This is a genomic window from Nocardiopsis halophila DSM 44494 (assembly GCF_000341245.1).
Classification (GTDB): Bacteria; Actinomycetota; Actinomycetes; order Streptosporangiales; family Streptosporangiaceae; genus Nocardiopsis_A; species Nocardiopsis_A halophila.
Map to the genome: position 1 here is coordinate 1 of NZ_ANAD01000250.1, position 21299 is coordinate 21299.

Consider the following 21299-nt stretch of genomic DNA (forward strand, 5'->3'; position numbering starts at 1 on the left):
CGCGCCCGGGGCGGGGCCGCCGATCGCGCTGCTGCGGTCGCACCGCTCACAAGGACGCGGCCGAGAGTTCCACCACCCCAGCGGACACGACCGGGACACCGCCTGAAGGGGACGGAGCGGGCCCGACGCGCGGTCAAGGGGAACAGGGCGTGGCGGTCCCTTCCTCCGATTCTCTGTCGGCTTCTCCGCCGGCGGGAAGCCGGGAAGCGTTCGGCGGGTCGCCTCCGGGGCGCCGTCGTGCCCTGGAGGGGTGATGGGGCCGACCGGATCGGAACTGGGGGGTCGGCCGCCCAGGCGAGGGGTCGGGGGTGCAGGGAACGCTCCGCCTTCCGCACGCACACGGAACGCGGACGGCCTTCCGGGCCTTCAGCGGCAGACCGGCCGTGGACGTCCACCGCCGCGCCCGGCGGCACTCCTAGGAAACCCCTTCTAAGCCTGGGCCGCCGCCTCCTCGCGGATCCGGTCGAACTGCGCCCCCATCGCCTCGGCCAGCGCGTTGGCCCCTGACAGCGGACGCACCATCACCGTCAGCTCGTCGATCAGGCCGTCGTCGCCGATGTGCACGAAGTCGCACCCCTGGAGCCGCCGGTCGCCGATGCCGGCCGTGAACTCGAAGGCGTGGTCGCGCCCGTCCGCGCTGGAGAACTCGCGCACGTAGCGGAAGTCCTCGAACACGCGGGCCACCCCGCGCAGGATCGCCGCGGTGATCGGCCGGCCCCGGTACGGAGCGAACACCACCGGGCTGGTGAACACCACGTCCTCCGCGAGCATCGCCTCGACCGCCGCCATGTCGCCGGCCTCCACCGCCGCGCGAAAGGGGTGCATGCGCCACCTCGAGGCAAATAGTTGAATAGGTGAAGAAGATAATATGTTGGGGTGGGCGTGCCGTCCAGGGGTGTGTCGAAAAAAACGTTTCAAAACAAAGGCGGACCCGTGTGTCGATATTTTCAGGAGGCGTGCCCGTTCTGTGTGGCGGTCCTCCGAGCGATGCGGCGTCCCCGTGATTGACACGTTTCAATACCCGCTGGAATGATCGAACGGCACACTCATGACCCTCGACCGTGGCGTCGTGACGGTGTCGTCCTGGAAGGGCAGCGGTGGAACCGAGCGAACGCGCCGACCGGCCTGTCGGCATCAACGACGTCGCGGCGCGCGCGGGCGTCTCCGCCGGGACCGTCTCCAACGTGCTCAACCGGCCCGAGCGCGTCTCGGAGGCGACCCGCATCCGGGTGGAGCGCGCCATCGAGGAGCTCGACTACGTCCGCAACTCCTCCGGGCGCAACCTCCGCTCGGGCCGCAGCGATTCGGTCGGCCTGGTCGTCCTGGACGTCACCAACCCCTTCTTTACCGAGGTGGCCCAAGGAGTGGAGGACGTCGCGGCCGAAGACGGCCTGGCGGTGGTGCTGCTGAACTCGGCCGAGCGCCGCGACCGCCAGCGGCGCTCGGCACGGCTGCTGGCCGAGCAGCGGGCCGCCGGGGCGGTGGTCATGCCGGTCGACGGCGACACCGAGGACCTGCTGTGGCTGCGCAAGCAAGGGGTGTGCGGGGTCCTGCTGGACCGCGGCGACGTGGGCCCTGAGACGGCGTGCAGCGTCTCGGTGGACAACCGCGCGGGCGGGGCCGCTGCCGCGCGGCACCTGATCGGCCTCGGGCACGAGCGGGTGACCTTCCTCAGCGGCCCCGAGGGCCTGGAGCAGTGCCGCACCCGCCTTCAGGGACTGCGCGAGGGCCTGGCCGAGGTGGGCATCGACCCCGAGTCCGCGGTGCGGGTGGTGCACACGGCCCAGCTCAACGCCGAGTCCGGGGAGAAGGCCGTGGAGGAGGTCCTGGCCGGAGGGCCGGGGCGCCGTCCGACGGCGGTCTTCTGCGCCAACGACCAGCTCGCACTCGGGGTCCTCAAGGGGCTGGGGGAGCGGGGCCTGAGCGCCCCGGCGGACCTGTCGGTCGTCGGGTACGACGACGTGGCGACGGCCTCCCTCGTGCACCCGGGGCTGACGACGGTGGCCCAGCCCAAGTACGAGCTCGGCTGCTCGGCGATGCGCCTGCTGCTGAGCGAGCTGAACGACCCCGGGCACCGCCACGAGCGGCTCCGCTTCACCCCTGAACTGGTGGTGCGCGGCTCGACCGCAGTCAACCGCGGCTGAGGGCCCGGCACGGCGCCTCGGACCCGCGACGGATCGGCACCCTTGCCCGGTCGGCCCCTGGTTCGGTGAAAGGGGCGCCCGTGTGTCTGTGCGTCCGACCTCGTACTCCTCCAGGGGCCGGGTGCGCCGGCGCGGTCGCGGAGGGCGCGGAGCGTGCGGCCGGGGAAGAACTCGGTCGCCGCCCCGGTCCCGGGCCGATCGCAGGACGGCGGCCACACACGGAACCGATGGAGACCTCGGCAACGCAGAGACCGACGGCGGACAGGGGGGCAGTGCCCCGTTGCCGCGACTGATCGGCCGACCGGCGACGCCGGTCGAGGGTGCCCTGCGCACCTGCCCCCGAGGCGCCTTGGTGCCGGTGCGCGCCCTCGGTCATGGGGGATGGAGTCCTCCCTGAGCCGACCCGCCCATGGGCGGCGGCGCTTTGCGAAACCCTCTGAAAACCGCTTCGATGGGACGCCCCCTGGGCTTTCAATGGAGGCGCGACGGGATCCCCTAGGGCGCTCTGCGCATTCGATACAGGTGGGGCGTCTCGGGTGTGCCGGGCACGGGTGTGCGGTCCGACCTGCTGGGAGCACAGGACACGGCACGCAGGTTCCCGGGGGCGCGGCTGTCGGGACGTGAGCATCGCGACGAGGGAGAGAGGCAATCGTCCATGGCTGAACAGGGCAAGGTGGCCCCCGCTAGACGGCGGGGACTGGCCGGTGAGGTCGCCGACCGCATTCGTGAGGCGATCTTCAACGGCGCCTATGCCCCGGGCGCCCAGTTGCGCGAGGTCGAGCTGTCGACCGCGCTGGACGTGAGCCGAGGGCCGGTCCGCGAAGCCCTGCTCCGGCTCGAACGCGAAGGGCTCGTCCACAGCGCCTGGCATCGCGGGGTGACCGTCACCGAGCTCGAACCCCGGGACGTCGCCGAGTTGGACAGCCTGCGCGACGCCCTCGACGGCCTGGCGGTGCGCAGGGTCGTGGCCGAGGCCGGGGAGGAGGAGCTGGCCGCGGTCGAGCAGGCGGCCGAAGGGATGGCGCGGGCCGGGGACGAGCACGCCATGGTGCGGTGCGACATCGCCTTCCACGACGCGGTCTACGCCGCGTCCGGGCATAGGCGCCTCCAGGAGGCCTGGCAGGCGATCCGCTCCCAGGTGTACCTGTTCCTGCTGACCCGGATCGGCCGGGACACCGACGGCTATCTGGCCCACGTTCCCAGGGAGCACCGCGAGCTGGCCGCGGCGCTGCGTGCGCGCGATGCCGAGCGCGCGCTGGAGCTCTTCGCCGAGCACCGACGGCTCGCCTTCGACGTGGTGACCGGCCGGGGAGTCGAGAGCGTCGAGGGGGCCGAAGGCGTGGAGGGCACGGAGAACGCGGAGGCCTCCCCCACGGCCCGGAGCTGAAGGCCGGGGCCGGCGCCCTCGGTCCCGGGTCCCGAGACGCCGGACCGGGTCGGCCCTCGACGTCTCCCGGTGCCACGACTCCGTTCCGCCCTGTCGCCGTCCCGCCCTGCCTCCCTGTCCCGTCCTGTCGGCGGCGCCCGCCGCGCCGCCCCCGCGATCCGGCCCGTCCTGCCTAGGATCGCCCTAGGAGAGCACACCGGCCGTCGAGGAGGCGGTATGCGGGCGAACAGGGTTCCCACCGAGGAGATCGAGCGCGAGCCGGCGGCCTTCGCCGAGCGGGTCACCGCCGACGGGCGCTTCGGGAGGGCCGCCGAGCCCGGGCGGTACCGCCTGGTGGTCAGCAGGGCCTGCCCCTGGGCGCACCGGGTGGTGATGGTCCGCAGGCTCATGGGGCTGGAGCAGGCGGTATCGCTGGCGGTGGCCGACCCGGTCCAGGAGGTCATCGACGGCGACCCCCACTGGGTCTTCACCGAGGAGACCGGCAGCCCGGGCGGCAGGGACCCGGTGCTGGGCATCCACGCCCTGCGCGAGGCCTACCGGGCCGGCGACCCCGGCTACGACGGCGGGGTCAGCGTGCCCGCCCTGGTGGACGTGGGGACCGGGCGGGTCGTCTCCAACGACTACGACCGGCTGTCGACCGACATGGCGACCGAATGGGGCGGCCTGGCCAGGGCGGGGGCACCGGACCTGTACCCGGAAGGGCTGCGGGAGGAGATCGAGGACATCGGCGAGCGGGTCTACCGCGACGTCAACAACGGCGTCTACCGTGCCGGGTTCGCCCCCGACCAGGCCCGCTACGACGCCGCGGTGGCCCGCCTGTTCGAGCGCCTGGACGAGATGGAGGAGCGGCTGAGCGCGCGGCGCTACCTCGTGGGGGACCACATCACCCTGGCCGACGTGCGCCTGTGGTCGACCCTGCTCCGGTTCGACGCGGTCTACCACGGCCTGTTCAAGTGCAACGTGCGCAAGATCAGCGAGTACCGGGCGCTGTGGGGGTACGCGCGCGACCTCTTCCAGACGCCCGGTTTCGGTGACACCGCGAACCTCGACCACATCAGGGCGCACTACTACCGGGTGATGACGGGCATCAACCCGACCGGGGTCGTCGCGGCCGGCCCGGACCCGCGGGGATGGCTGACCCCGCACCACCGCGAGGAGCTCGGCGGCACCCCGTTCGGCGACGGCGCCCCGCCCGGCCCGGTCCCGGAGGGGGAGCAGGTCCCGCCCCTCGGCCGACGCTGCTGACGCGGCGCCGGATGTGCCGCCGGGCCGCAAAGTACGATAAGCTTCCCAACGCCTCGAGGGCAGCACCCGAGGGGCACCGGGACGTGGCGCAGTTTGGTAGCGCACTTGACTGGGGGTCAAGGGGTCGTGGGTTCAAATCCCGCCGTCCCGACACAGGTCCGAAGGGGGATCCGAGATCATCGGGTCCCCTTTTTCCGCGTTCGGGGCGGTCGAAGGCCCTTGCGCTCCCGGCCCCTTCAAGAGCTCCCCACCGGCCCGGCGGCCCGCCCGTGTACCGGCGACCGGCGCCGGTGGACCGGGCGTTCTGATCGCGTCGTCGGCCGGCAGCGAAGCCCTTTCGACGCGGGCCCTCGGAGCCGACGGCGGCTCCCGACGGCCGAAGNCGGCGGTCAGGCGTCGAGTTCGGCCGCGGGGGTGACGTGGACGGGCGGCGCCTGGATGCCGAGTTCCCGGGCGATGGCGGGAACCTCGGGGTCGGCGAGGAACCCCTCGTAGTCCTCTGCGTCCCAGTCGAAGACGGACCACACCCGGTGGGCGTCCTCGGGATCGAGATAGGCCCGGGCGGACCGGCAGCCGTGCTCCCGCCGCTTCTGTGCGCCGACGGTCGCGAAGACCTCCAGGAACCGGTCGGGGTCGGCGACCCTGGCGATGGTGACGATCATTGCCTGCTCCTCGGGTCGGCGGGGGGGGGCCCGCCGGGNGAACCTGGATCCCGGTCGAAGTCAATCGCCGACGGCGGCCGTCCGGAGGCGGTTCTCGTGGACGGTTCCCGCGGTGTCCTCGCTCTCGTCGTTCCCGTCGTTCGTTTCCGGGCCCTGCGACGGACGGCGTCGTCAGAGCGCGGCCCATGGGCGCCCTTCGACGCGGAGAACAGTCGGCCTGGGGCAAGTGGCCGGAGCTGCGGAGCGGCCGCCCCGGTGGCGCCAGGAGGCATCGGCACGGCGGCGGGGGCGAGCCCCGCCGTCCCAGAACAGACCCTCCGCGCCTCCGGACAGCGTGCGGAGTACGTGGAGGCGAGCCGTCGTCCGGGTGACCCTTCGCCGACGCGGCGGGGAACTTCCTCGGACGGCCGTTGACCTCGTCCGCAGGGAGACCGCCCAATGGTGGGCATGCGAACTTTCCCGCTGATTTCGCGTATCTGCGGCGCCGCCGTCCTCGGCGCGGCGCTCCTCTTCGGCGGTGCCACCGCCCCTGCCCTGGCCGGCGTCGGACACGTCTGCTCCACGGCCCTGCCCCCGGAGGCCCACGACACCCTGGACCTGATCGAGGCCGGCGGCCCCTACCCGTACCCGCAGGACGGAGGGACCTTCTACAACCGGGAAGGCCTCCTCCCGGACCAGGAGACCGGCTACTACCACGAGTACACCGTGGAGACGCCGGGCTCGCCCGACCGCGGCGCCCGCCGCATCGTCACCGGCGAGTCGTACCAGGAGGACTACTACACCGCCGACCACTACGCCTCGTTCCGCCTGGTCGACTACGGCTGCTGACCCGCCGGGGCGGCGCCTCCGACCGCCCCTGCGCCCCTGCCCGAGGAACCCCACTCCGAGGAAGGAAAGGACGGGTACCCTCCGCTCATGACGGCGACCTACGTGATCGAGGGCCGCGAGGTGACCAGCCTCGACCGCTTCTGGCAGGTGATCGGCGAGGCCGTGAACGGCCCGGGCGGCCACTTCGGCACCAACCTGGACGCGTTCGCCGACTGCCTGAGCGGGGGGTACGGCACCCCCGACGACGGGGACTTCATCATCGAATGGCGCGACCACGAGGCGTCCCGCCGCGCCCTGGGCTACGACGAGACGGTCCGCCGCCTCGACGAGCGCCTGGGCAGGGCCCACCCCTCCAACCGGGCCGCCATCGAGGCCGAACGCGACCGGGCGGCCGCAGGCGAGGGGCCGACCGTCTTCGACTGGATCGTCGAGATCATCGAGGAGCGGGCCCCGGGCAGGCTCCTGCTGGACTAGCGTTGAGCGGCCCCACCGGTCCACCCGGTCAGCGCCTCGTGAGCCCCAACTCCTCCCGGAGGCGTTGCGGTGCGTCGGCGAGGGACGGGCCGTACCAGGTGAGCAGGCGGCCGGTCACCAGCCGGGCGCGCGGGCCGAACTCCTCGGGGCCGTCGCCGGCCGCGAACGGGTAGGGCTCGTCCGGCAGCACGACCAGGTCGGCCTCCGCGCTCCGGATCCCGTCGAGCGTCAGGCGCGGATAGCGGTCGGCGTGGTCGCCGAAGGCGTTGGACACCCCCAGGTGCCGCAGCACGTCCGACGCGAAGTTGTCCCGGCCGACCGCCATCCAGGGGTCGCGCCAGATGCAGACCACCGCGCGCGTCCGCGGCGCGGGGGGAGCGCCGCCGAAGGCGTCCGCGGCCGCCTCCAGCCATCCGGGGGCCGGGACGCCCAGGGCCGTCTCGAAGAGGCGGCGCAGCGAGGACAGTGCCTCACCGACGCTCTCGACGACGGTCACCCAGACGGGGACGCCCGCCTCGCGCAGGCGCCGCACGTCCAGCTCCCGGTTCTCCTCCTTGTTGGCGATCACCAGGTCCGGCGCCATCTCCTTGATGCGGCGCACGTCGGGGTTCTTGGTGCCGCGCACGCGCTCGACGCGCAGGTCCGGCGGGTGCGCGCACCATCGCGTGGCCCCGACCAGAACTTCGGGGACGGTCGCCGCGACGGCCTCGGTCAGCGAGGGGACGAGGCAGACCACCCGCCGGAGGGGCCGGCGCAGCGGAACGGGCGCCCCCATGTCGTCGGGGGCTTCGCGAACGGTCACATTCCCTCCGGGGTTCGCGGATCCGTGGGCCGGCAGGCGCGGCCGGGCCACGGGAGGGCATCGTCCACGAGTCGGCGGCCCCGCACAAGGCGGTCCGTCCGACGGGCGGCCTCCCGCGCACCGGCGAGGCCCAGATCACGCCGCGAGGGGAGCGGTCACGGGGCCCTCCCGGCCGGAGACGGTGGAGAATCTGGCACCGAGCCACCCAACCGAGCCACCCCACGGACGCGAGAGGCCTGACAGCATGCGGCAGCTCCCCATCATCGCACTGACCGGACACCTCGGCGCGGGCAAGACCACCCTCCTCAACCGGCTGCTCCGCGCGCCCGGGGCGAGGATCGGCGTCGTCGTCAACGACTTCGGCTCCATCAACGTCGACGCGGGGCTGGTGACGGGGCAGGTCGACGACGCCGAGGCCATCAGCGGGGGCTGCGTGTGCTGCCTGCCCGACGCCGGGGGCCTGGACGCCGCGCTGGAGAAGCTGGCCCGGCCGCGGCTGCGCCTGGACGCGGTGATCGTCGAGGCGAGCGGGGCGGCGGACCCGACCGCCCTGGCCCGGCTCATCCGGTTCAGCGAGGTCGGCGGGGTCCGGGCCGGGGGAGTGGTGGACGTGGTCGACGCCGCCGAGCACTTCACGACCGTGGACACCGGCGTCCTGCCGCCCGAGCGCTACGCGTCGGCGACCCTGGTGGTCGTCAACAAGATCGACCGCATCGCCGAGGCCGAGCGGGAGGCGGTCCTGGCGCGGATCACCGGGCGGGTGAAGGAGCGCAACCCCCAGGCGCACGTCATCGCCGCCGAGCGCGGGCGCATCGACCCGGCCCTGGTCTTCGACGCGGCGGCCGAGGAGGCCGCCCAGCCCGAGCTCCCCTTCGCCGAGGCCGGGCAGGACGGCGCGCCGCACGTGCACGCCGACGCCGTGACCGTCGCCGCGGACGGGCCGGTCGACCCGGGCGCCGTCGTCGACCTGGTCGAGGATCCGCCCGAGGGCGTCTACCGCCTCAAGGGCGCGGTCACGGCGGCGACGAGCGGCCGGAGGCGCCGCTTCACGGTCAACGTGGTCGGCAGGCAGGTGCACGTCGCCGCCCACCCCGCGCGGGGCGGCACGGACGGCCTCGTCGCCATCGGCATGCACCTGGACACGGCCGAGGTGCGGCGCCGGTTGAAGGAGGCCCTGAGCCCTGCTCCGGAGGGCACGGAAGGGGACGGCCTGCGCCGCCTGGACCGGTACCGCCGCCTGAGCGAGTGACCCCCTGCCCGCCGCAGGCCGCCGGGACCGCCTGCGGTGCGGTTCCGGCGGCGGTCCGATGCCCGGAGGCCGTGCCGCCGGAACCGGATCACCCGTGGAACGCCGAAGGGGACCCGCTGAGCGCGGATCCCCTTCGGTTCACTGTCGGGACGGCGGGATTTGAACCCACGACCCCTTGACCCCCAGTCAAGTGCGCTGCCAAACTGCGCTACGTCCCGTGTCCTGTCGCAGGGGCGGTGTTCCGTTCCCCGTCGACGCGTAAGACTCTATCGCACTCGCGCCCGTGGTCGTGACAGGTTTCCCGGCGCGCAGGCCTTCTGGGGACTTTGGTCGCTCTGCGTGTATGTGCTGGTGACATCGGGCGATCGGTGGTGCACCATGAAGCATGGAGCGAAGACAGGCTGAACAGGCAGAACAGCGGTTTCCGCCCGACGTTGCCGATGTGGTCGGCCGCATGGCCGGGCTCGTCCCCGGGCAGGCCAGGGCGGTGGCCGTCGTGGTGCGCAGCTACCGGTCCGCGGAGCTGGAGACCCAGGGGCAGCGGGAGACCGCCGACGCGGCCGCCCGCACCGCCGTCGCCGAGGAGATCGAGGAGCGCTGGCCGGGCGCCCCGTACGTGGTCCGCCACGGCCCCGCCGAGGACTTCGCGGGAGCCGTGCCCGAAGCGGCGCACGGCCACGAGGTCGTCATCGGCGTCGTCTACCGCGTCGGCGCCGTGTCCAAGGAGTGAACAGCCCCTGACCCGCGCAGGGGGCGCGGGCCAGGGCGGTGCCGCCGTGCCGGCCGGAGCGGCCGGGGAACGTCGGCGGCGGGCCCGGAGACGACCGGTCGCGAGGGGAGCGCGGGCGTTCCGGGGCGTGCGCGCACGTCCGGTTGCGGTCGACGGCGGCGTGCCGCATGCTCGGGCGCTGGGCCCGGTCCGACGAACCGGGTATAGGGGAAACGGGAGTGGCGCTGGGCACAGCGCGCCTCCCGCCGGAATGATCTTCCGCGGCCGGGGGTTGGCCGCGGAGGACGCGAACGACCGCTACGGGGGAGAGACATGTTCGAGGTGCCTGAGGTCACTCTCAACAACGGCGTACGCATGCCGCAGCTGGGCTTCGGGGTCTGGCAGGTGGGCGGCGCGGAGGTGACCGACGCCGTCGGCACCGCCCTGCAGGCCGGCTACCGCGCGGTCGACACCGCCGCCGCCTACGGCAACGAGGAGGGCGTCGGCGAGGCCGTCCGGCGCTCCGGCATCGCACGCGACGACCTGTTCATCACGTCCAAGCTCTGGAACAGCGACCAGGGGTACGACGCGACGCTGCGCGCCTTCGACGCCTCGCTGCAGCGGCTCGGCCTGGAACAGCTGGACCTGTACCTGATCCACTGGCCGCTTCCCGCGCGCGACGCCTACGTCAGCACGTGGAAGGCGCTGGAGCGCCTCTATGCGGACGGCCGTGTGCGGGCCATCGGCGTCTCCAACTTCAACGCCCCGCACCTGGAGCGGGTGATGGACGAGGGCGGCATCACGCCCATGGTCAACCAGATCGAGCTGCACCCCAGACTCGTCCAGGAGGACCTGCGCCGCTTCGACGCCGAGCACGGCATCGTCACCGAGGCGTGGAGCCCGCTGGGGCAGGGCAACCTGCTGGAGGAGCCGTCCATCGTGAAGATCGCGGAGGCCTACGGCAAGTCGCCGGCCCAGGTGATCATCCGGTGGCACCTGCAGCTGGGCAACGTGGTGATCCCGAAGTCGGTCACCCCGGAGCGGATCCGTTCCAACTTCGACGTCTTCGACTTCGAGCTGTCCAGCGGCGACATGGAGGCGATCACCGGGCTCAACGCCGACCAGCGGTTCGGCCCCGACCCGGACACCTTCGACGTGGCGGACTGACCGCTTCCTGCGGGGACCGAGAGGCCTGGCCCTGAGGGCCGGGCTCTCAGGGCTCGGCCGGATCGCTGACGGGGTTCTGCGTCCTGACCGGTGGTTCCGGTCAACGGGCCTCGGCTGCCGGCGGCCGCTCGGCCGAGGGGCCGCATACGTGGCACGGCGGCGGGTGGTTCCCTCTGATGGGGAACCGCCCGCCGCCGTTCGTATGCGCTTTTCGTTCTTCCCGAGCGCGCGACCGCGCCGCCGAGCGGCGGACGGTCAGGCCAGCTCGCGCCGCTTGCGCGCCGCGGCCAGCACGGCCTCGGGCCCCTTGCGCGCAACGCGCGCGGTGTAGACGGCGAAGCCCCCGAAGATGCTGACGGGGATCGCCACGATGACGGCCAGCATGATCAGGCCGACGATTCCGATTTCACCCATGAGGCCATCCTAAGCGTCCCGCCCGGCCCCCGGCCCCGGGAGGGGGCGCATGGACCCGCCCCTCCGTGCCGGCTCGGACGAGGCGGCCGAATGCGCCTGCACGGCTGTCCGTGGTCACCGGCCGTCCGGTCCGCGTTCACTCGGGAGGCCGGATGGCTGCAGGATGGACGGCCGAATCGAGCCCCTGGCCCCATCGAGAGTGGTGATTTCACCACCCCTTGAACCCGCGGCACATTGGGTGGTGAAACCACCACTCTGAATGCGCCGACCGCCCCTCCTGCACCGAACCGCCCGGGACCGCAGGACCTGCGGGACCGAAGACTCGCCCGAGGGGCGCAAACCCGGCGGCCGCCACGGGGCGCGTCCGGGCGGCCACCGGCTCGGACCGCCGGTTCCATTCCCCCGAGGCGCCGCGGGAGCGGCCCGCCTCAGGCCACAGACCTCCGACGACGCTCGGTCGATGTGGTGTTCGGGGAGGTCGGGAACACGCCCAGCGGGTGTGCGGCCGCTGATCCAGGACGCCTTGCGGATCGAGGCGGTGGTCCGGATGCTGGGCGCGGGCCAGAGCGCTGCACCGCCCGTGCCGCCCGAGCCACCCCGGGGGCCCGCGGCCGCACGTCCGCAGGAAGGGATCTGCGCGCTCGACACCGCGATCCGGCGCCACCGGCCGCTCGGTGCCCGGTCAGGAGGGCGCTGATCGCTGACGACCGCGGACCGACGTGCACGACCCCGTCGACGGTCCGACCGGACCGCGTTGCGGCGGGGGCGTTCGCGACGTCCGGTGTCGAAGGGGTGCTCGGTCGCCGAAGAGGTGTGTCGTGTTCGTGACGGGAGTCATGATCGAGTGATACTTTTCCTTCATGGAGGCTGCCCCCCGACGCGCCCTGGTCTCCGGCGGGGCCGGAGGCATCGGCCGTGCCGTGTGCGCCGAACTCGTCCGCGCCGGTCTCGAGGTCGTCGCCCTCGGGCGGGACGAGCGGAGGCTGCGCGCGCTCGCCGACGAACTCCCGGTGCGCACCCTGGTGTGCGACGCCGCGGACGAGGACCGGGTGGCGGCCGCCGTCGCCGCCCTGCCCGGCCCCGTCGACGTTCTGGTCAACAACGCCGGGGCCGCCGAGTCCGCCCCGCTGCACCGCACGTCCCTGGACTCCTGGAGCGGCCACTTCGCCTCCAACGCCACCACCGCCTTCCTCCTCACCCGCGCCCTGCTGCCCGGGATGCGCGAGCGCGACCGCGGCCGGGTCGTGTTCATCGCCTCGACCGCCGCCGTGGCCGGTGCCCCCTACACCGCCGCCTACGCCGCCTCCAAGCACGCCGTCCTGGGGCTGGCCCGGGTCGTCGCCGCGGAGGTCGCCGGCACCGGGGTGACGAGCAACGCGGTCTGCCCCTCCTTCGTCCGCACCCCCATGACCGAGCGCTCCGCGGCCCGGATCGCCGAGAGGACCGGCCGCGACGCGCGCGCGGCCGAAGAGGCGCTCGCCCGCTCAAGCCCCTTGGGGCGCCTGGTGGAACCCGAGGAGGTCGCCGCGGCCGTGGCCTACTTCGCGTCCGACGCCGCCGGTTGCGTCAACGGCCAGTCCCTCGTTCTCGACGGAGGAGGAGTCCAGTCGTGAGCCCGTTCCGCGCTTCGGCGCCCTTCACAGCGTCCTGGAAGCACTTCGGCTTCGCCCTCGACGCCGGCGTCGCGACGGTCACCTTCGACCGCCCGGACCGCCTGAACGCCCTCACCTTCGAGGCCTACGCCGATCTGCGCGACCTGCTGCTGGAGCTGCCCCACCGGGACGACGTGCGCGCGCTGGTGCTGCGCGGGAGCGGCCGCGGGTTCTGCTCGGGAGGCGACGTCGACGAGATCATCGGCGCCACCCTGGAGATGGCCCCCGACGAGCTCCTGGCCTTCACCCGCATGACGGGCGAGACCGTGCGGGCGATGCGCGAGTGCCCGGTCCCGGTCGTGGCCGCCGTGCACGGCGTCGCCGCGGGCGCCGGCTCCGTGCTCGCCCTGGCCGCCGACTTCCGGGTGGTGGAGGCCACCGCCCGGTTCGCCTTCCTGTTCACCAAGGTCGGTCTTGCCGGGGGCGACATGGGCGCCGCCTACCTGCTTCCGCGGATCGCCGGGCTGGGGCACGCCACCCGGCTGCTGATGCTGGGCGACACAGTCGACGCCGCCGAGGCCGACCGGTGCGGACTGGTCAGCCAGGCGGTCGCCGAGGGGGAGGCGGCCCAGGCCGCGGAGCGCCTGGCGCGCCGTCTGGCCGACGGCCCCGCGTTCGCCTACGCCCAGACCAAGGCGCTGCTCTCCCGCGAGCTGGACATGGGCCTGTCCGGCTCGGTGGAGCTGGAGGCGGTCACCCAGGCCCTGCTGATGAAGAGCGAGGACTACCGGGAGTTCCACGCCGCCTTCACCGGCCGGCGGGACCCCCAATGGAAGGGGAGGTAGCGCGATGGCCGAGAACGCGGACGGGGCCGGGCAGGACACGGTTCGGCGGGAGCTCCGGGGCGAGGGCGCGGACGAGCACGCGGACCGGGGGAGCGGCGGGGAGGCGGTGGTGCGCACCCGCCACCGGCTGGTCGACCCTCCGGAGCTGGCGCCCGCGGTGGGGTTCGCGCACGCCGTGGCGGCGGCCCCCGGGCGCACGGTCCACCTGGCCGGGCAGACCGCCCAGCTTCCCGACGGGACCATCGGGACCACGGACCTGCCCGGCCAGTTCGACCAGGCGCTGGCCAACCTGCTCACCGCGCTCCGGGCGGCGGGCGGCTCCCCGGGCGACCTGGTGTCCCTGGCCGTCTACACCACCGACGTCTCGGCCTACCGGGCCGACCTGGACCGGATCGGCCGCGTGTACCGCGGCCGCCTGGGCCGCCACTATCCGGCGATGGGGCTGTTCGGCGTCGCCGAGCTGTTCGACCCGGCGGCGCGGGTGGAGCTGGTCGGCACGGCGGTCGTCCCCGAGGACGGCGACGCCGCCCCGCCGTAGGGCGCGGAAGGGGACGGCCCAGGGCCGTCCCGCCCGTCGCGCGCTTCCTCGCCCCTGTGCTCGTCCGGTCCCGGGCCGGTAAGGCCGGGGAACGGTCCTGCGGCCGACTCGACGTGGCGCAGCGCCGGTTCCCGGAGCAGGGCGTGCAGGTCACCGAACAGCCGCGCCGCGCGCACGCCCGCCCACTCGGCGGGAAGGACCTCGGGCGGCAGCCCCGGATCGAGGAAGGGCATGCGCCGCCAGGCGTCCACCGCCCGGAGGTGGTCGGCGAACGCCGGCGCAGGGTCGGCGCCCTCCGCACCCTCACCGCGCCCTCTCTCCCCGTGCGCCACCGGGCCGTGCAGGACGGCCCTCCAGCGCGCCAGGACCGGTTCGTACTCGTCCAGGAAGCCCTGGTACATCTCCTGCAGCGCGTCCAGGTCCCACCAGTCGGCGACGGCGTCGGACAGCTCCCCGAAGCCGAGGCGTTGCCCGCTGAAGAGCTGCGCGTACTGACTGACCTCCAGCTCGTTGAGGGCGCGGCGCGCCTCGCCTGCCAGGTGCGCCGGGGCGATCCACACACCTGCCGCCGTGGTGCCGAATCCCAGCCAGGCCAAGCGCGCGCGCAGCAGGTGGCGCTTGCCGCGCTCGGCCTCGGGGATGGAGAAGACCACCAGGACCCACCCGTCGGCCAGGTCGGCCGGGCGCCGGTCGAAGATCCTGCGGTCGCCGTCGGCCAGGATGCGCACGCCCTCCTCTGAAAGCCGGTACCCGGCGGTGCCCCCGCGCCGCTCCGCCTCCAGCAGCCCGCGCCGCTTCAGGCGGGAGACCGCCGAGCGCACCGCGGGCGGGTCGACGTCGAGCCCGCCCATCAGGCCGATGAGGCCCGAGACCGAGACCCAGCCGCCGATGCGGCGGCCGGGGGCGCCGAAGAAGGACACGATCAGCGACCGGGGGCGGCGGTTGCGCCGCTCGCCGCCGGTGCCGTCGGCACCGCCCGTCCCGGTCGCGCCGTCTGCCGCGTTCGATGGGGTCGTCACACCGGCACGATACCGGCGGACCCCGCTTCATGTCGCCCCATTGACGGGCGTCACGAACTCTGTATATTCGAGAGTGGTCCACCGGTCACTCGGGGAGGGCACATGGCGTTCTCGCTCGGCCCGCACCACCGCGGCTTCGCCGAATGGGCGCGCACGGCGGCCGTGCGCGAGTTCGGCCGCGACGGACCGGAGGAGGCCGCCGAGGGCGCGTCCGCCGCACCGCCCGGCCCGGAAGGGCGCGACCTGCTGCGCCGCCTGGCCCGCTCCGGGCTGCTGGGACGCCTCTTCCCCGGCGGCCCCGCCCCCGCGATCGAGATCTGCCTGCTCCGCGAGGCGGTCGCCGGGGTCAGCACCGCCGCCGAGACCGCCCTGGCCCTGCAGGGCCTGGGCGCCTACCCGGTCCTGCAGTCGGGCACCCCCGCGCAGGCCGAGCGCTGGATCCCGGCAGTCGCCTCCGGCGAGGCCACGGCGGCCTTCGCGCTCAGCGAGCCCGAGGCGGGGTCGGACGCGGCCGCCCTCCGCCTGGAGGCGCGCGCCGACCGGGCGGGCGGGGGCTGGACCCTGCACGGGGAGAAGACCTGGATCTCCAACGCCCCGCACGCCGACGTCCTCACCGTGTTCGCCCGCACCGGCCCCGGGGCGGGGGCCCACGGCGTCACAGCGTTCCTCGTCCCCGCCGACCGCCCCGGCCTGTCCGGCGAGCCCCTCGAGATGCTCGGCGAGCACGCCCTGGGACGGCTGTGCTTCGACGGCGTCCCCGTCGGCCCCGCCGACCTGCTGGGGCAGGAGGGCCACGGGTTCCGCGTGGCCATGCGCACGCTCGACCTGTTCCGACCCAGCGTGGGCGCGTTCGCGGTGGGCATGGCGCAGGCGGCGCTGGAGGCGGCCCGCACCCACAGCGCCCACCGGCGGGCCTTCGGCGGGCCCCTGCGCGACCAGCAGACGGTCGCCCACACGCTGGCCGAGATGGCCACCCGCACCGAGGCGGCGCGCCTGCTCGTCTACTGGGCCGCCGACGCCCTGGACTCCGCCGGTGCCCCCGGTGCCGCCGCCGGGCCCCTGCCCCCGGGGCCGGGCGCCACCGAGCGCGCGGCCATGGCCAAGCTCTACGCCACCGAGACGGCGCAGTTCGTCGTCGACGCGGCCGTCCAGATCCACGGCGCCCGCGCCCTCCGCCGCGGGCACCTGCTGGAGCACCTGTACCGCGAGGTCCGCGCGCCGCGCATCTACGAGGGCGCCTCCGAGGTGCAGCGCGGGATCATCGCGCGCGAGATGTTCCGCCGCGGGGACCCCTCCGAGGCGCGCCGCACCGACGGCGCCTGACCACCGCCGGGCCGGAACCGGAGGAGGAAGCACGCAATGGAGCCGACCCTTTCCCCGTCCGCCTACACCGACACCTTCGCCCGCGACCGCCTTCCCCCGGCCGAGGAATGGCCCGAACTCCGCTTCACCCTTCCCGAGCTGCACCGCACCGGCTCCCTCAACTGCGCCGGGGAACTGCTGGACGGCGGTGTCGGGCGCTACGGAGCCGACCGTCCGTGCGTACGGGGGGAGCACGACGGCGTGCGCCACGCCTGGACCTTCGGCGGGCTCCGCGCGCGCGTGGACCGCATCGCCCGCCTGCTCAGCGGCCCCCTGGGGGTGCGGCCGGGCAACCGCGTGCTCCTGCGCGGCCCCAACTCGCCGTGGCTGGCGGCCTGCTGGCTCGCGGTCCTCAAGGCGGGCGGCGTCGTGGTCACCGTCCTGCCGGTGCTGCGCACCGAAGAGCTGGAGGCCATCCTCCGCTCGGCACGGGTCTCCCACGCGCTGTGCGACGCCCGGTTCGCCGACGAACTGGAAGAGGCGGCCGACCGTGCCGCCCCGCACCTGGAGGAACGCACCGGCATCACGCTCTACGGCGACGGCGGGCCGCAGGATCCGGCGGTGCTCGCAGAGCGCGCGGCCGAGGAGGGGGAGCCCCCGTTCGAGGCCGTGCCGACCGCGGCCGACGACGTCGCCCTCATCGCCTACACGTCCGGGACGACCGGGCGCCCCAAGGGGTGCGTCCACTTCCACCGCGACGTCACCGCCATCGCCGACACCTTCTCGGCCCACGTGCTCAAGCCGCGCCCGGACGACCTGTTCGCCGGGAGCCCGCCGTTCGCGTTCACCTTCGGACTGGGCGGCCTGCTCATCTTCCCGATGCGGGCGGGTGCCGAGACGCTGCTCCTGGAGAAGGCCGGCCCCGAACGGCTCGCGCGCGCGGTGCACGAGGAGCGCGTCAGCGTCCTGTTCACCGCGCCGACCGCCTACCGGGCCCTGCTCTCCGAGGCCTCCGGCGCCGAACCGCCCGACCTTTCCTCGCTGCGGCGCTGCGTCTCGGCCGGCGAGCACCTCCCCGAGGCGGTCTGGCACGCCTGGCACGAGGCGACGGGCCTCAAGCTGATCGACGGCATCGGCGCGACCGAGATGCTGCACATCTTCATCTCCGCCTCCGACGACGACATCCGCCCCGGCTCCACCGGCAGGCCGGTCCCCGGCTTCACCGCCGAGGTGCTCGGCGAGGACGGGCGGCCCGCACCCGACGGGGTCCCCGGACGGCTGGCCGTGCGCGGCCCGGTGGGCTGCCGCTACCTGGCCGACGACCGCCAGCGCCGCTACGTGCGGGACGGCTGGAACATCACCGGCGACACCTACGTCCGCGACGCCGAGGGCTACTTCTGGTACCGCTCGCGCTCGGACGACATCATCGTCTCGGCCGGGTACAACATCGCCGCGATCGAGGTCGAAGAGGTCCTGATGCGCTCGCCGCTGGTGCGCGAGGCGGCGGTGGTGGGGGTGCCCGACGCCGACCGGGGCCAGGTCGTCAAGGCGGTGGTGGTGCCCGCCGAGGGCACCCCGTCGGACCCCGCCACCGCCGGGGCCCTCAAGGCCTTCGTCAAAGAGCGCATCGCTCCCTACAAGACGCCGCGCCTGGTCGAGTTCACCGCGGCGCTCCCGCGCACCGAGACCGGCAAGCTCCAGCGCTTCAAGCTCCGCGAGAACGGGTGAGGGGGCCCATGCGCATCGCCTGCATCGGCGGCGGCCCGGGAGGGCTGTACTTCGCCGCCCTGATGAAGGGGCTCGACCCGCGCCACGAGGTGACCGTCTACGAGCGCAACGCCCCCGAGGACGCGTTCGGGTTCGGCGTCGTGCTCTCCGACGAGACGCTCGGCGGCATCGAGCACGCCGATCCGGAGGTGTACGCGGCGCTCTCGGCCGAGTTCGCGCGCTGGGACGACATCGACGTTCACTACCGGGGGAGCGTGACCACCTCGGGCGGGCACGGCTTCTCCGCCGTCGACCGGCGCCGCCTGCTGGGGATCCTGCGCGACCGCTGCGCCGCGCTCGGGGTGGACCTGCGCCTGCGCACCGAGGCGCCTCCGGCCGAGGACCTGGAACGCACCCACGACGTGGTCGTGGCCTGTGACGGCGCCGGCAGCGCCACCCGGACGGCGTTCGAAGGGGATTTCGGCACGACGCTGGAGCGGCGCCACTGCCGCTACATGTGGCTGGCCACCGACAAGGTGTTCGACGCCTTCAACTTCCACGTCCTGGAGACGCCCCACGGGGTGATGCAGGCGCACGCCTACCCCTACTCGGACACCGCCTCGACCTTCATCGTGGAGATGCACGAACGTGTGTGGGAGGCGGCCGGGTTCGGCGCCCCGGGGCGGCCGACCGGCGCGGACGGAACCGACCTTGAGGCGGTCGAGCGCTGCGCCGGGCTCTTCGCCGACGCGCTGGAGGGGCACGCCCTGAGGCCCAACGCCTCGCGCTGGAGGTCCTTCACCACGGTCCGCAACCGCACCTGGCGGCGGGGAGCGCTGGTGCTGCTGGGCGACGCCGCCCATACGGCGCACTTCTCCATCGGTTCGGGGACCAAACTGGCCATGGAGGACGCCCTTGCCCTGGCCGCCTGCCTGCACGAGCACCCAGGGGTCAAGGAGGCCCTGGCCGCCTACGAGGACGAGCGCCGACCGGTCGCCGAGAGCGTCCAGCGCGCAGCGCAGGCCAGCCTGGAGTGGTTCGAGGACATCGGCATGCACACCGGACAGGAACCGCTCCAGTTCGCGTTCAACCTGCTCACCCGGAGCCGCAGGGTGGGGCGCGAGAACCTGCGGCTGCGCGACCCGGACTTCGCGGACGCGGTGGACGACTGGTTCAGCGCGGCCAACGGCGGCGCCGAGGCCCGGCCGCCCATGTTCCACCCCTTCCGCCTGCGCGGCCTGGAGCTGCCCAACCGGGTCGTCGTCTCGGCGATGGACATGTACTCCTCCACCGGCGGCACGCCCGGCGACTTCCACCTGGTCCACCTGGGGTCCAAGGCGTTGGGCGGCGCGGGCTTGGTGATGACCGAGATGGTGTGCGTGTCGGCGCCGGGGCGCATCACCCCCGGGTGCGCGGGGCTCTACGCCCCCGAGCACACCGCGGCCTGGAAGCGCGTCACCGACTTCGTCCATGAGAACTCCTCCGCCGCCATCGGCGTGCAGCTGGGGCACTCGGGGCGCAAGGGCGCGACGCGCCTGATGTGGGAGGGCATCGACGAGCCGCTGGAGGAGGGGGCGTGGCCGGTCGTCGCGCCCTCCCCGCTGGCGTACCGCCCGGGCGTCAACCAGGTGCCCGCGGAACTGACCCGGGCGGGCATGGACGCGATCCGCAACGCCTTCGCCACCAGCGCGCGCGAGGCCGACCGGGCCGGGTTCGACCTGCTGGAACTGCACTGCGCGCACGGGTACCTGCTGTCCTCTTTCCTGTCGCCGCTCACCAACCGGCGCACCGACCGCTACGGCGGCGACCTGGCCGCGCGGCTGCGCTATCCGCTGGAGGTGTTCGCGGCGGTGCGCCAGGTGTGGCCGGAGCACAAGCCGATGACGGTGCGGATCTCGGCCACCGACTGGACCGACGGCGGCACCACGGCCGAGGACGCCGTGGAGATCGCGCGCGCCTTCGCCGACGCCGGGGCCGACGCCATCGACGTCTCCACCGGCCAGGTGACGCCGGACGAGCGTCCCGCCTACGGGCGCAGCTTCCAGGTGCCCTTCGCCGAGCGCATCCGCGCGCGCGTGGGCGTGCCGGTGGTCGCGGTCGGGGCCATCTCCTCCCACGACGACGTGAACTCGCTGCTGCTGGCCGGCCGGGCCGACCTGTGCGCGCTGGGGCGCACCCACCTGTACGACCCCCAGTGGACGCTGCACGCCGCGGCCGAACAGGACTACACAGGCCCCGGCGCGCGCTGGCCGGTGCAGTTCCAGGCCGGGTCCCGGCGCCCGCCCACGGGCCGCACCGACGGCCCCCGTCCGCGCCTGGAACTGCTGCGCGAGCCCGCCTCCGGGCCCGCGCACCGCCGGTGGCGGCCCCAACACGCCGGAGGCCCGCGCACCGCTTGACCGGGCGTCCGGTGACGGAGGATGGGAGACATGGAGCGCGATGAGCGGGAACTGCGGTACGGAGACCACCCGAGCCGGCGGGTGCGCGTCCTAGGGCCGGAGTCGGGCGGGGACGGACCTGCGCCGGTGGCGGTCCTGCTGCACGGGGGGTTCTGGCGGGACCGGCACGGCATGGAGCTGATGGAGCCGATCGCCGAGGACCTGGTGCACGCCGGGTGGCAGGTCTGGAACGTGGAGTACCGCCGCACCGGCGCCGACGGCGGCGGCTGGCCGCAGACCCTCGACGACGTGCGGGCCGCGCTCGTGCTGCTGTCCGAGGAGCTCTCCGAGCGCCCGGAGGGGGCCGTGCCCGGCAAGGTGGTCGCCGTGGGGCATTCGGCCGGCGGCCACCTGGCGCTGCTGGCCGCCCCCGGGTCGCCGCTGCGCGGGGTGGTCGGGCTGGCGCCCGTCACCGACATGGTCGACACCGCCGAACGAGGGCTGGGGGAGGGCGCGGCCGACGCGTTCCTGGGAGAAGAGGCGCCGCACTCGGCGTTCCACGAGTCCTCGCCCCTGCGGCAGGTGCCCGTGGGCGTCCCGCAGCTGATCGTGCACGGGGACGAGGACCAGCGCGTGCCGATCGAGCAGAGCAGGACCTATGTGCAGGAGGCGCGCCTGGCCGGGGACGAGGTCGACTTCGAGGAGGTCTCGGGGGCCGACCACTTCGTGATGATCGACCCGTCCCACCGCGCCTGGGCCGCCGCGCGCGCGTGGATGGAGTCGTGGTCGTGAAGGGGCGGTCGTCCGGGAGCGGCAGGGGGGGGGAAGGGGGGGGGA

General features: G+C 74.1%; 20 protein-coding genes and 2 tRNA genes. 16 read left to right on the forward strand and 6 right to left on the reverse strand.

Annotated elements, in window-relative coordinates; genetic code table 11:
* Positions 1–429 precede the first annotated feature (429 nt).
* Positions 430–825, reverse strand: a complete 396-nt coding sequence (locus D450_RS0126550; RefSeq protein ID WP_017541656.1) for a nuclear transport factor 2 family protein — start codon at positions 823–825, stop codon at positions 430–432.
* Between the two features lie 272 nt (positions 826–1097).
* Here D450_RS0126550 and D450_RS0126555 point away from each other — a divergent pair, with 272 nt between their 5' ends.
* The 4 genes from D450_RS0126555 to D450_RS0126570 all read left to right on the forward strand — a co-directional run bounded on the left by D450_RS0126555 (position 1098) and on the right by D450_RS0126570 (position 4927).
* Positions 1098–2144, forward strand: coding sequence for a LacI family DNA-binding transcriptional regulator (locus D450_RS0126555; RefSeq protein WP_017541657.1), 1047 nt, complete (start codon positions 1098–1100; stop codon positions 2142–2144).
* Between the two features lie 655 nt (positions 2145–2799).
* On the forward strand, positions 2800–3531 hold the full coding sequence (locus tag D450_RS0126560; RefSeq protein ID WP_017541658.1) for a GntR family transcriptional regulator: 732 nt from the start codon (positions 2800–2802) through the stop codon (positions 3529–3531).
* Positions 3532–3747: 216 nt separating this feature from the next.
* Positions 3748–4776, forward strand: coding sequence for a glutathione S-transferase family protein (locus D450_RS0126565; RefSeq protein WP_017541659.1), 1029 nt, complete (start codon positions 3748–3750; stop codon positions 4774–4776).
* Positions 4777–4853: 77 nt separating this feature from the next.
* Positions 4854–4927 (forward strand) — tRNA-Pro (locus tag D450_RS0126570).
* Positions 4928–5165: 238 nt separating this feature from the next.
* Here the strand turns inward: D450_RS0126570 and D450_RS0126575 are convergent.
* Entirely contained in the window at positions 5166–5438 is a 273-nt protein-coding gene (locus D450_RS0126575) for an antibiotic biosynthesis monooxygenase (RefSeq protein WP_017541660.1), read from the reverse strand.
* Between the two features lie 447 nt (positions 5439–5885).
* On the opposite strand from D450_RS0126575, the gene D450_RS0126580 reads away from it, so the two are divergent.
* Both D450_RS0126580 and D450_RS0126585 read left to right on the forward strand, forming a co-directional pair.
* Positions 5886–6266 carry a ribonuclease domain-containing protein gene (locus D450_RS0126580; RefSeq protein ID WP_241483290.1) on the forward strand — a complete coding sequence of 127 codons (381 nt, stop codon included), beginning with the start codon at positions 5886–5888 and terminating at the stop codon, positions 6264–6266.
* A gap of 87 nt (positions 6267–6353) precedes the next feature.
* Entirely contained in the window at positions 6354–6740 is a 387-nt protein-coding gene (locus D450_RS0126585) for a barstar family protein (RefSeq protein ID WP_017541662.1), read from the forward strand.
* 28 nt (positions 6741–6768) lie between these two features.
* Here D450_RS0126585 and D450_RS0126590 read toward each other — a convergent pair whose 3' ends face one another.
* On the reverse strand, positions 6769–7542 hold the full coding sequence (locus D450_RS0126590) for a helical backbone metal receptor (RefSeq protein WP_017541663.1): 774 nt from the start codon (positions 7540–7542) through the stop codon (positions 6769–6771).
* Positions 7543–7786: 244 nt separating this feature from the next.
* Between D450_RS0126590 and D450_RS0126595 the strand changes: the two genes are divergently transcribed.
* On the forward strand, positions 7787–8791 hold the full coding sequence (locus D450_RS0126595; protein WP_017541664.1) for a CobW family GTP-binding protein: 1005 nt from the start codon (positions 7787–7789) through the stop codon (positions 8789–8791).
* 144 nt (positions 8792–8935) lie between these two features.
* On the opposite strand, the gene D450_RS0126600 is transcribed toward D450_RS0126595, so the two are convergent.
* A tRNA-Pro gene (locus D450_RS0126600) sits at positions 8936–9009 on the reverse strand.
* Positions 9010–9245: 236 nt separating this feature from the next.
* Between D450_RS0126600 and D450_RS0126605 the strand changes: the two genes are divergently transcribed.
* Both D450_RS0126605 and D450_RS0126610 read left to right on the forward strand, forming a co-directional pair.
* Complete coding sequence (locus D450_RS0126605) at positions 9246–9521, forward strand: hypothetical protein (protein WP_239647481.1); 276 nt, start codon at positions 9246–9248, stop codon at positions 9519–9521.
* A 312-nt stretch (positions 9522–9833) separates the two neighbouring features.
* Complete coding sequence (locus D450_RS0126610; RefSeq protein ID WP_017541666.1) at positions 9834–10667, forward strand: aldo/keto reductase; 834 nt, start codon at positions 9834–9836, stop codon at positions 10665–10667.
* A 255-nt stretch (positions 10668–10922) separates the two neighbouring features.
* On the opposite strand, the gene D450_RS34085 is transcribed toward D450_RS0126610, so the two are convergent.
* Positions 10923–11081 carry a hypothetical protein gene (locus D450_RS34085; protein WP_017541667.1) on the reverse strand — a complete coding sequence of 53 codons (159 nt, stop codon included), beginning with the start codon at positions 11079–11081 and terminating at the stop codon, positions 10923–10925.
* A gap of 860 nt (positions 11082–11941) precedes the next feature.
* On the opposite strand from D450_RS34085, the gene D450_RS0126620 reads away from it, so the two are divergent.
* Genes D450_RS0126620 through D450_RS0126630 form a run of 3 tightly spaced genes read left to right on the forward strand, consistent with a single transcriptional unit; the run spans position 11942 to position 14056 of the window.
* Positions 11942–12694 carry an SDR family NAD(P)-dependent oxidoreductase gene (locus D450_RS0126620; protein ID WP_017541668.1) on the forward strand — a complete coding sequence of 251 codons (753 nt, stop codon included), beginning with the start codon at positions 11942–11944 and terminating at the stop codon, positions 12692–12694.
* Positions 12691–13518 carry an enoyl-CoA hydratase family protein gene (locus D450_RS0126625; RefSeq protein ID WP_017541669.1) on the forward strand — a complete coding sequence of 276 codons (828 nt, stop codon included), beginning with the start codon at positions 12691–12693 and terminating at the stop codon, positions 13516–13518. Before D450_RS0126620 ends, D450_RS0126625 begins: the two co-directional genes overlap by 4 nt.
* Before the next feature lie 4 nt (positions 13519–13522).
* Complete coding sequence (locus D450_RS0126630) at positions 13523–14056, forward strand: RidA family protein (RefSeq protein WP_017541670.1); 534 nt, start codon at positions 13523–13525, stop codon at positions 14054–14056.
* Here the strand turns inward: D450_RS0126630 and D450_RS31420 are convergent.
* Positions 13945–15075, reverse strand: a complete 1131-nt coding sequence (locus D450_RS31420; protein WP_017541671.1) for a PaaX family transcriptional regulator — start codon at positions 15073–15075, stop codon at positions 13945–13947. The two genes, D450_RS0126630 and D450_RS31420, sit on opposite strands and share 112 nt — an antisense overlap.
* 102 nt (positions 15076–15177) lie before the next feature.
* Here D450_RS31420 and D450_RS0126640 point away from each other — a divergent pair, with 102 nt between their 5' ends.
* Genes D450_RS0126640 through D450_RS0126655 form a run of 4 tightly spaced genes read left to right on the forward strand, consistent with a single transcriptional unit; the run spans position 15178 to position 21254 of the window.
* Positions 15178–16398, forward strand: coding sequence for an acyl-CoA dehydrogenase family protein (locus tag D450_RS0126640; RefSeq protein ID WP_017541672.1), 1221 nt, complete (start codon positions 15178–15180; stop codon positions 16396–16398).
* Between the two features lie 36 nt (positions 16399–16434).
* Entirely contained in the window at positions 16435–18105 is a 1671-nt protein-coding gene (locus tag D450_RS0126645) for an AMP-binding protein (protein ID WP_017541673.1), read from the forward strand.
* A gap of 8 nt (positions 18106–18113) precedes the next feature.
* Positions 18114–20483: a bifunctional salicylyl-CoA 5-hydroxylase/oxidoreductase gene (locus D450_RS0126650; RefSeq protein ID WP_017541674.1), complete on the forward strand. Its 2370-nt coding sequence runs from the start codon at positions 18114–18116 to the stop codon at positions 20481–20483.
* Positions 20484–20513: 30 nt separating this feature from the next.
* The gene (locus tag D450_RS0126655; RefSeq protein ID WP_017541675.1) at positions 20514–21254 is read left to right on the forward strand and encodes an alpha/beta hydrolase family protein; all 741 of its coding nucleotides are present in this window, start codon (positions 20514–20516) and stop codon (positions 21252–21254) included.
* Positions 21255–21299 lie beyond the last annotated feature (45 nt).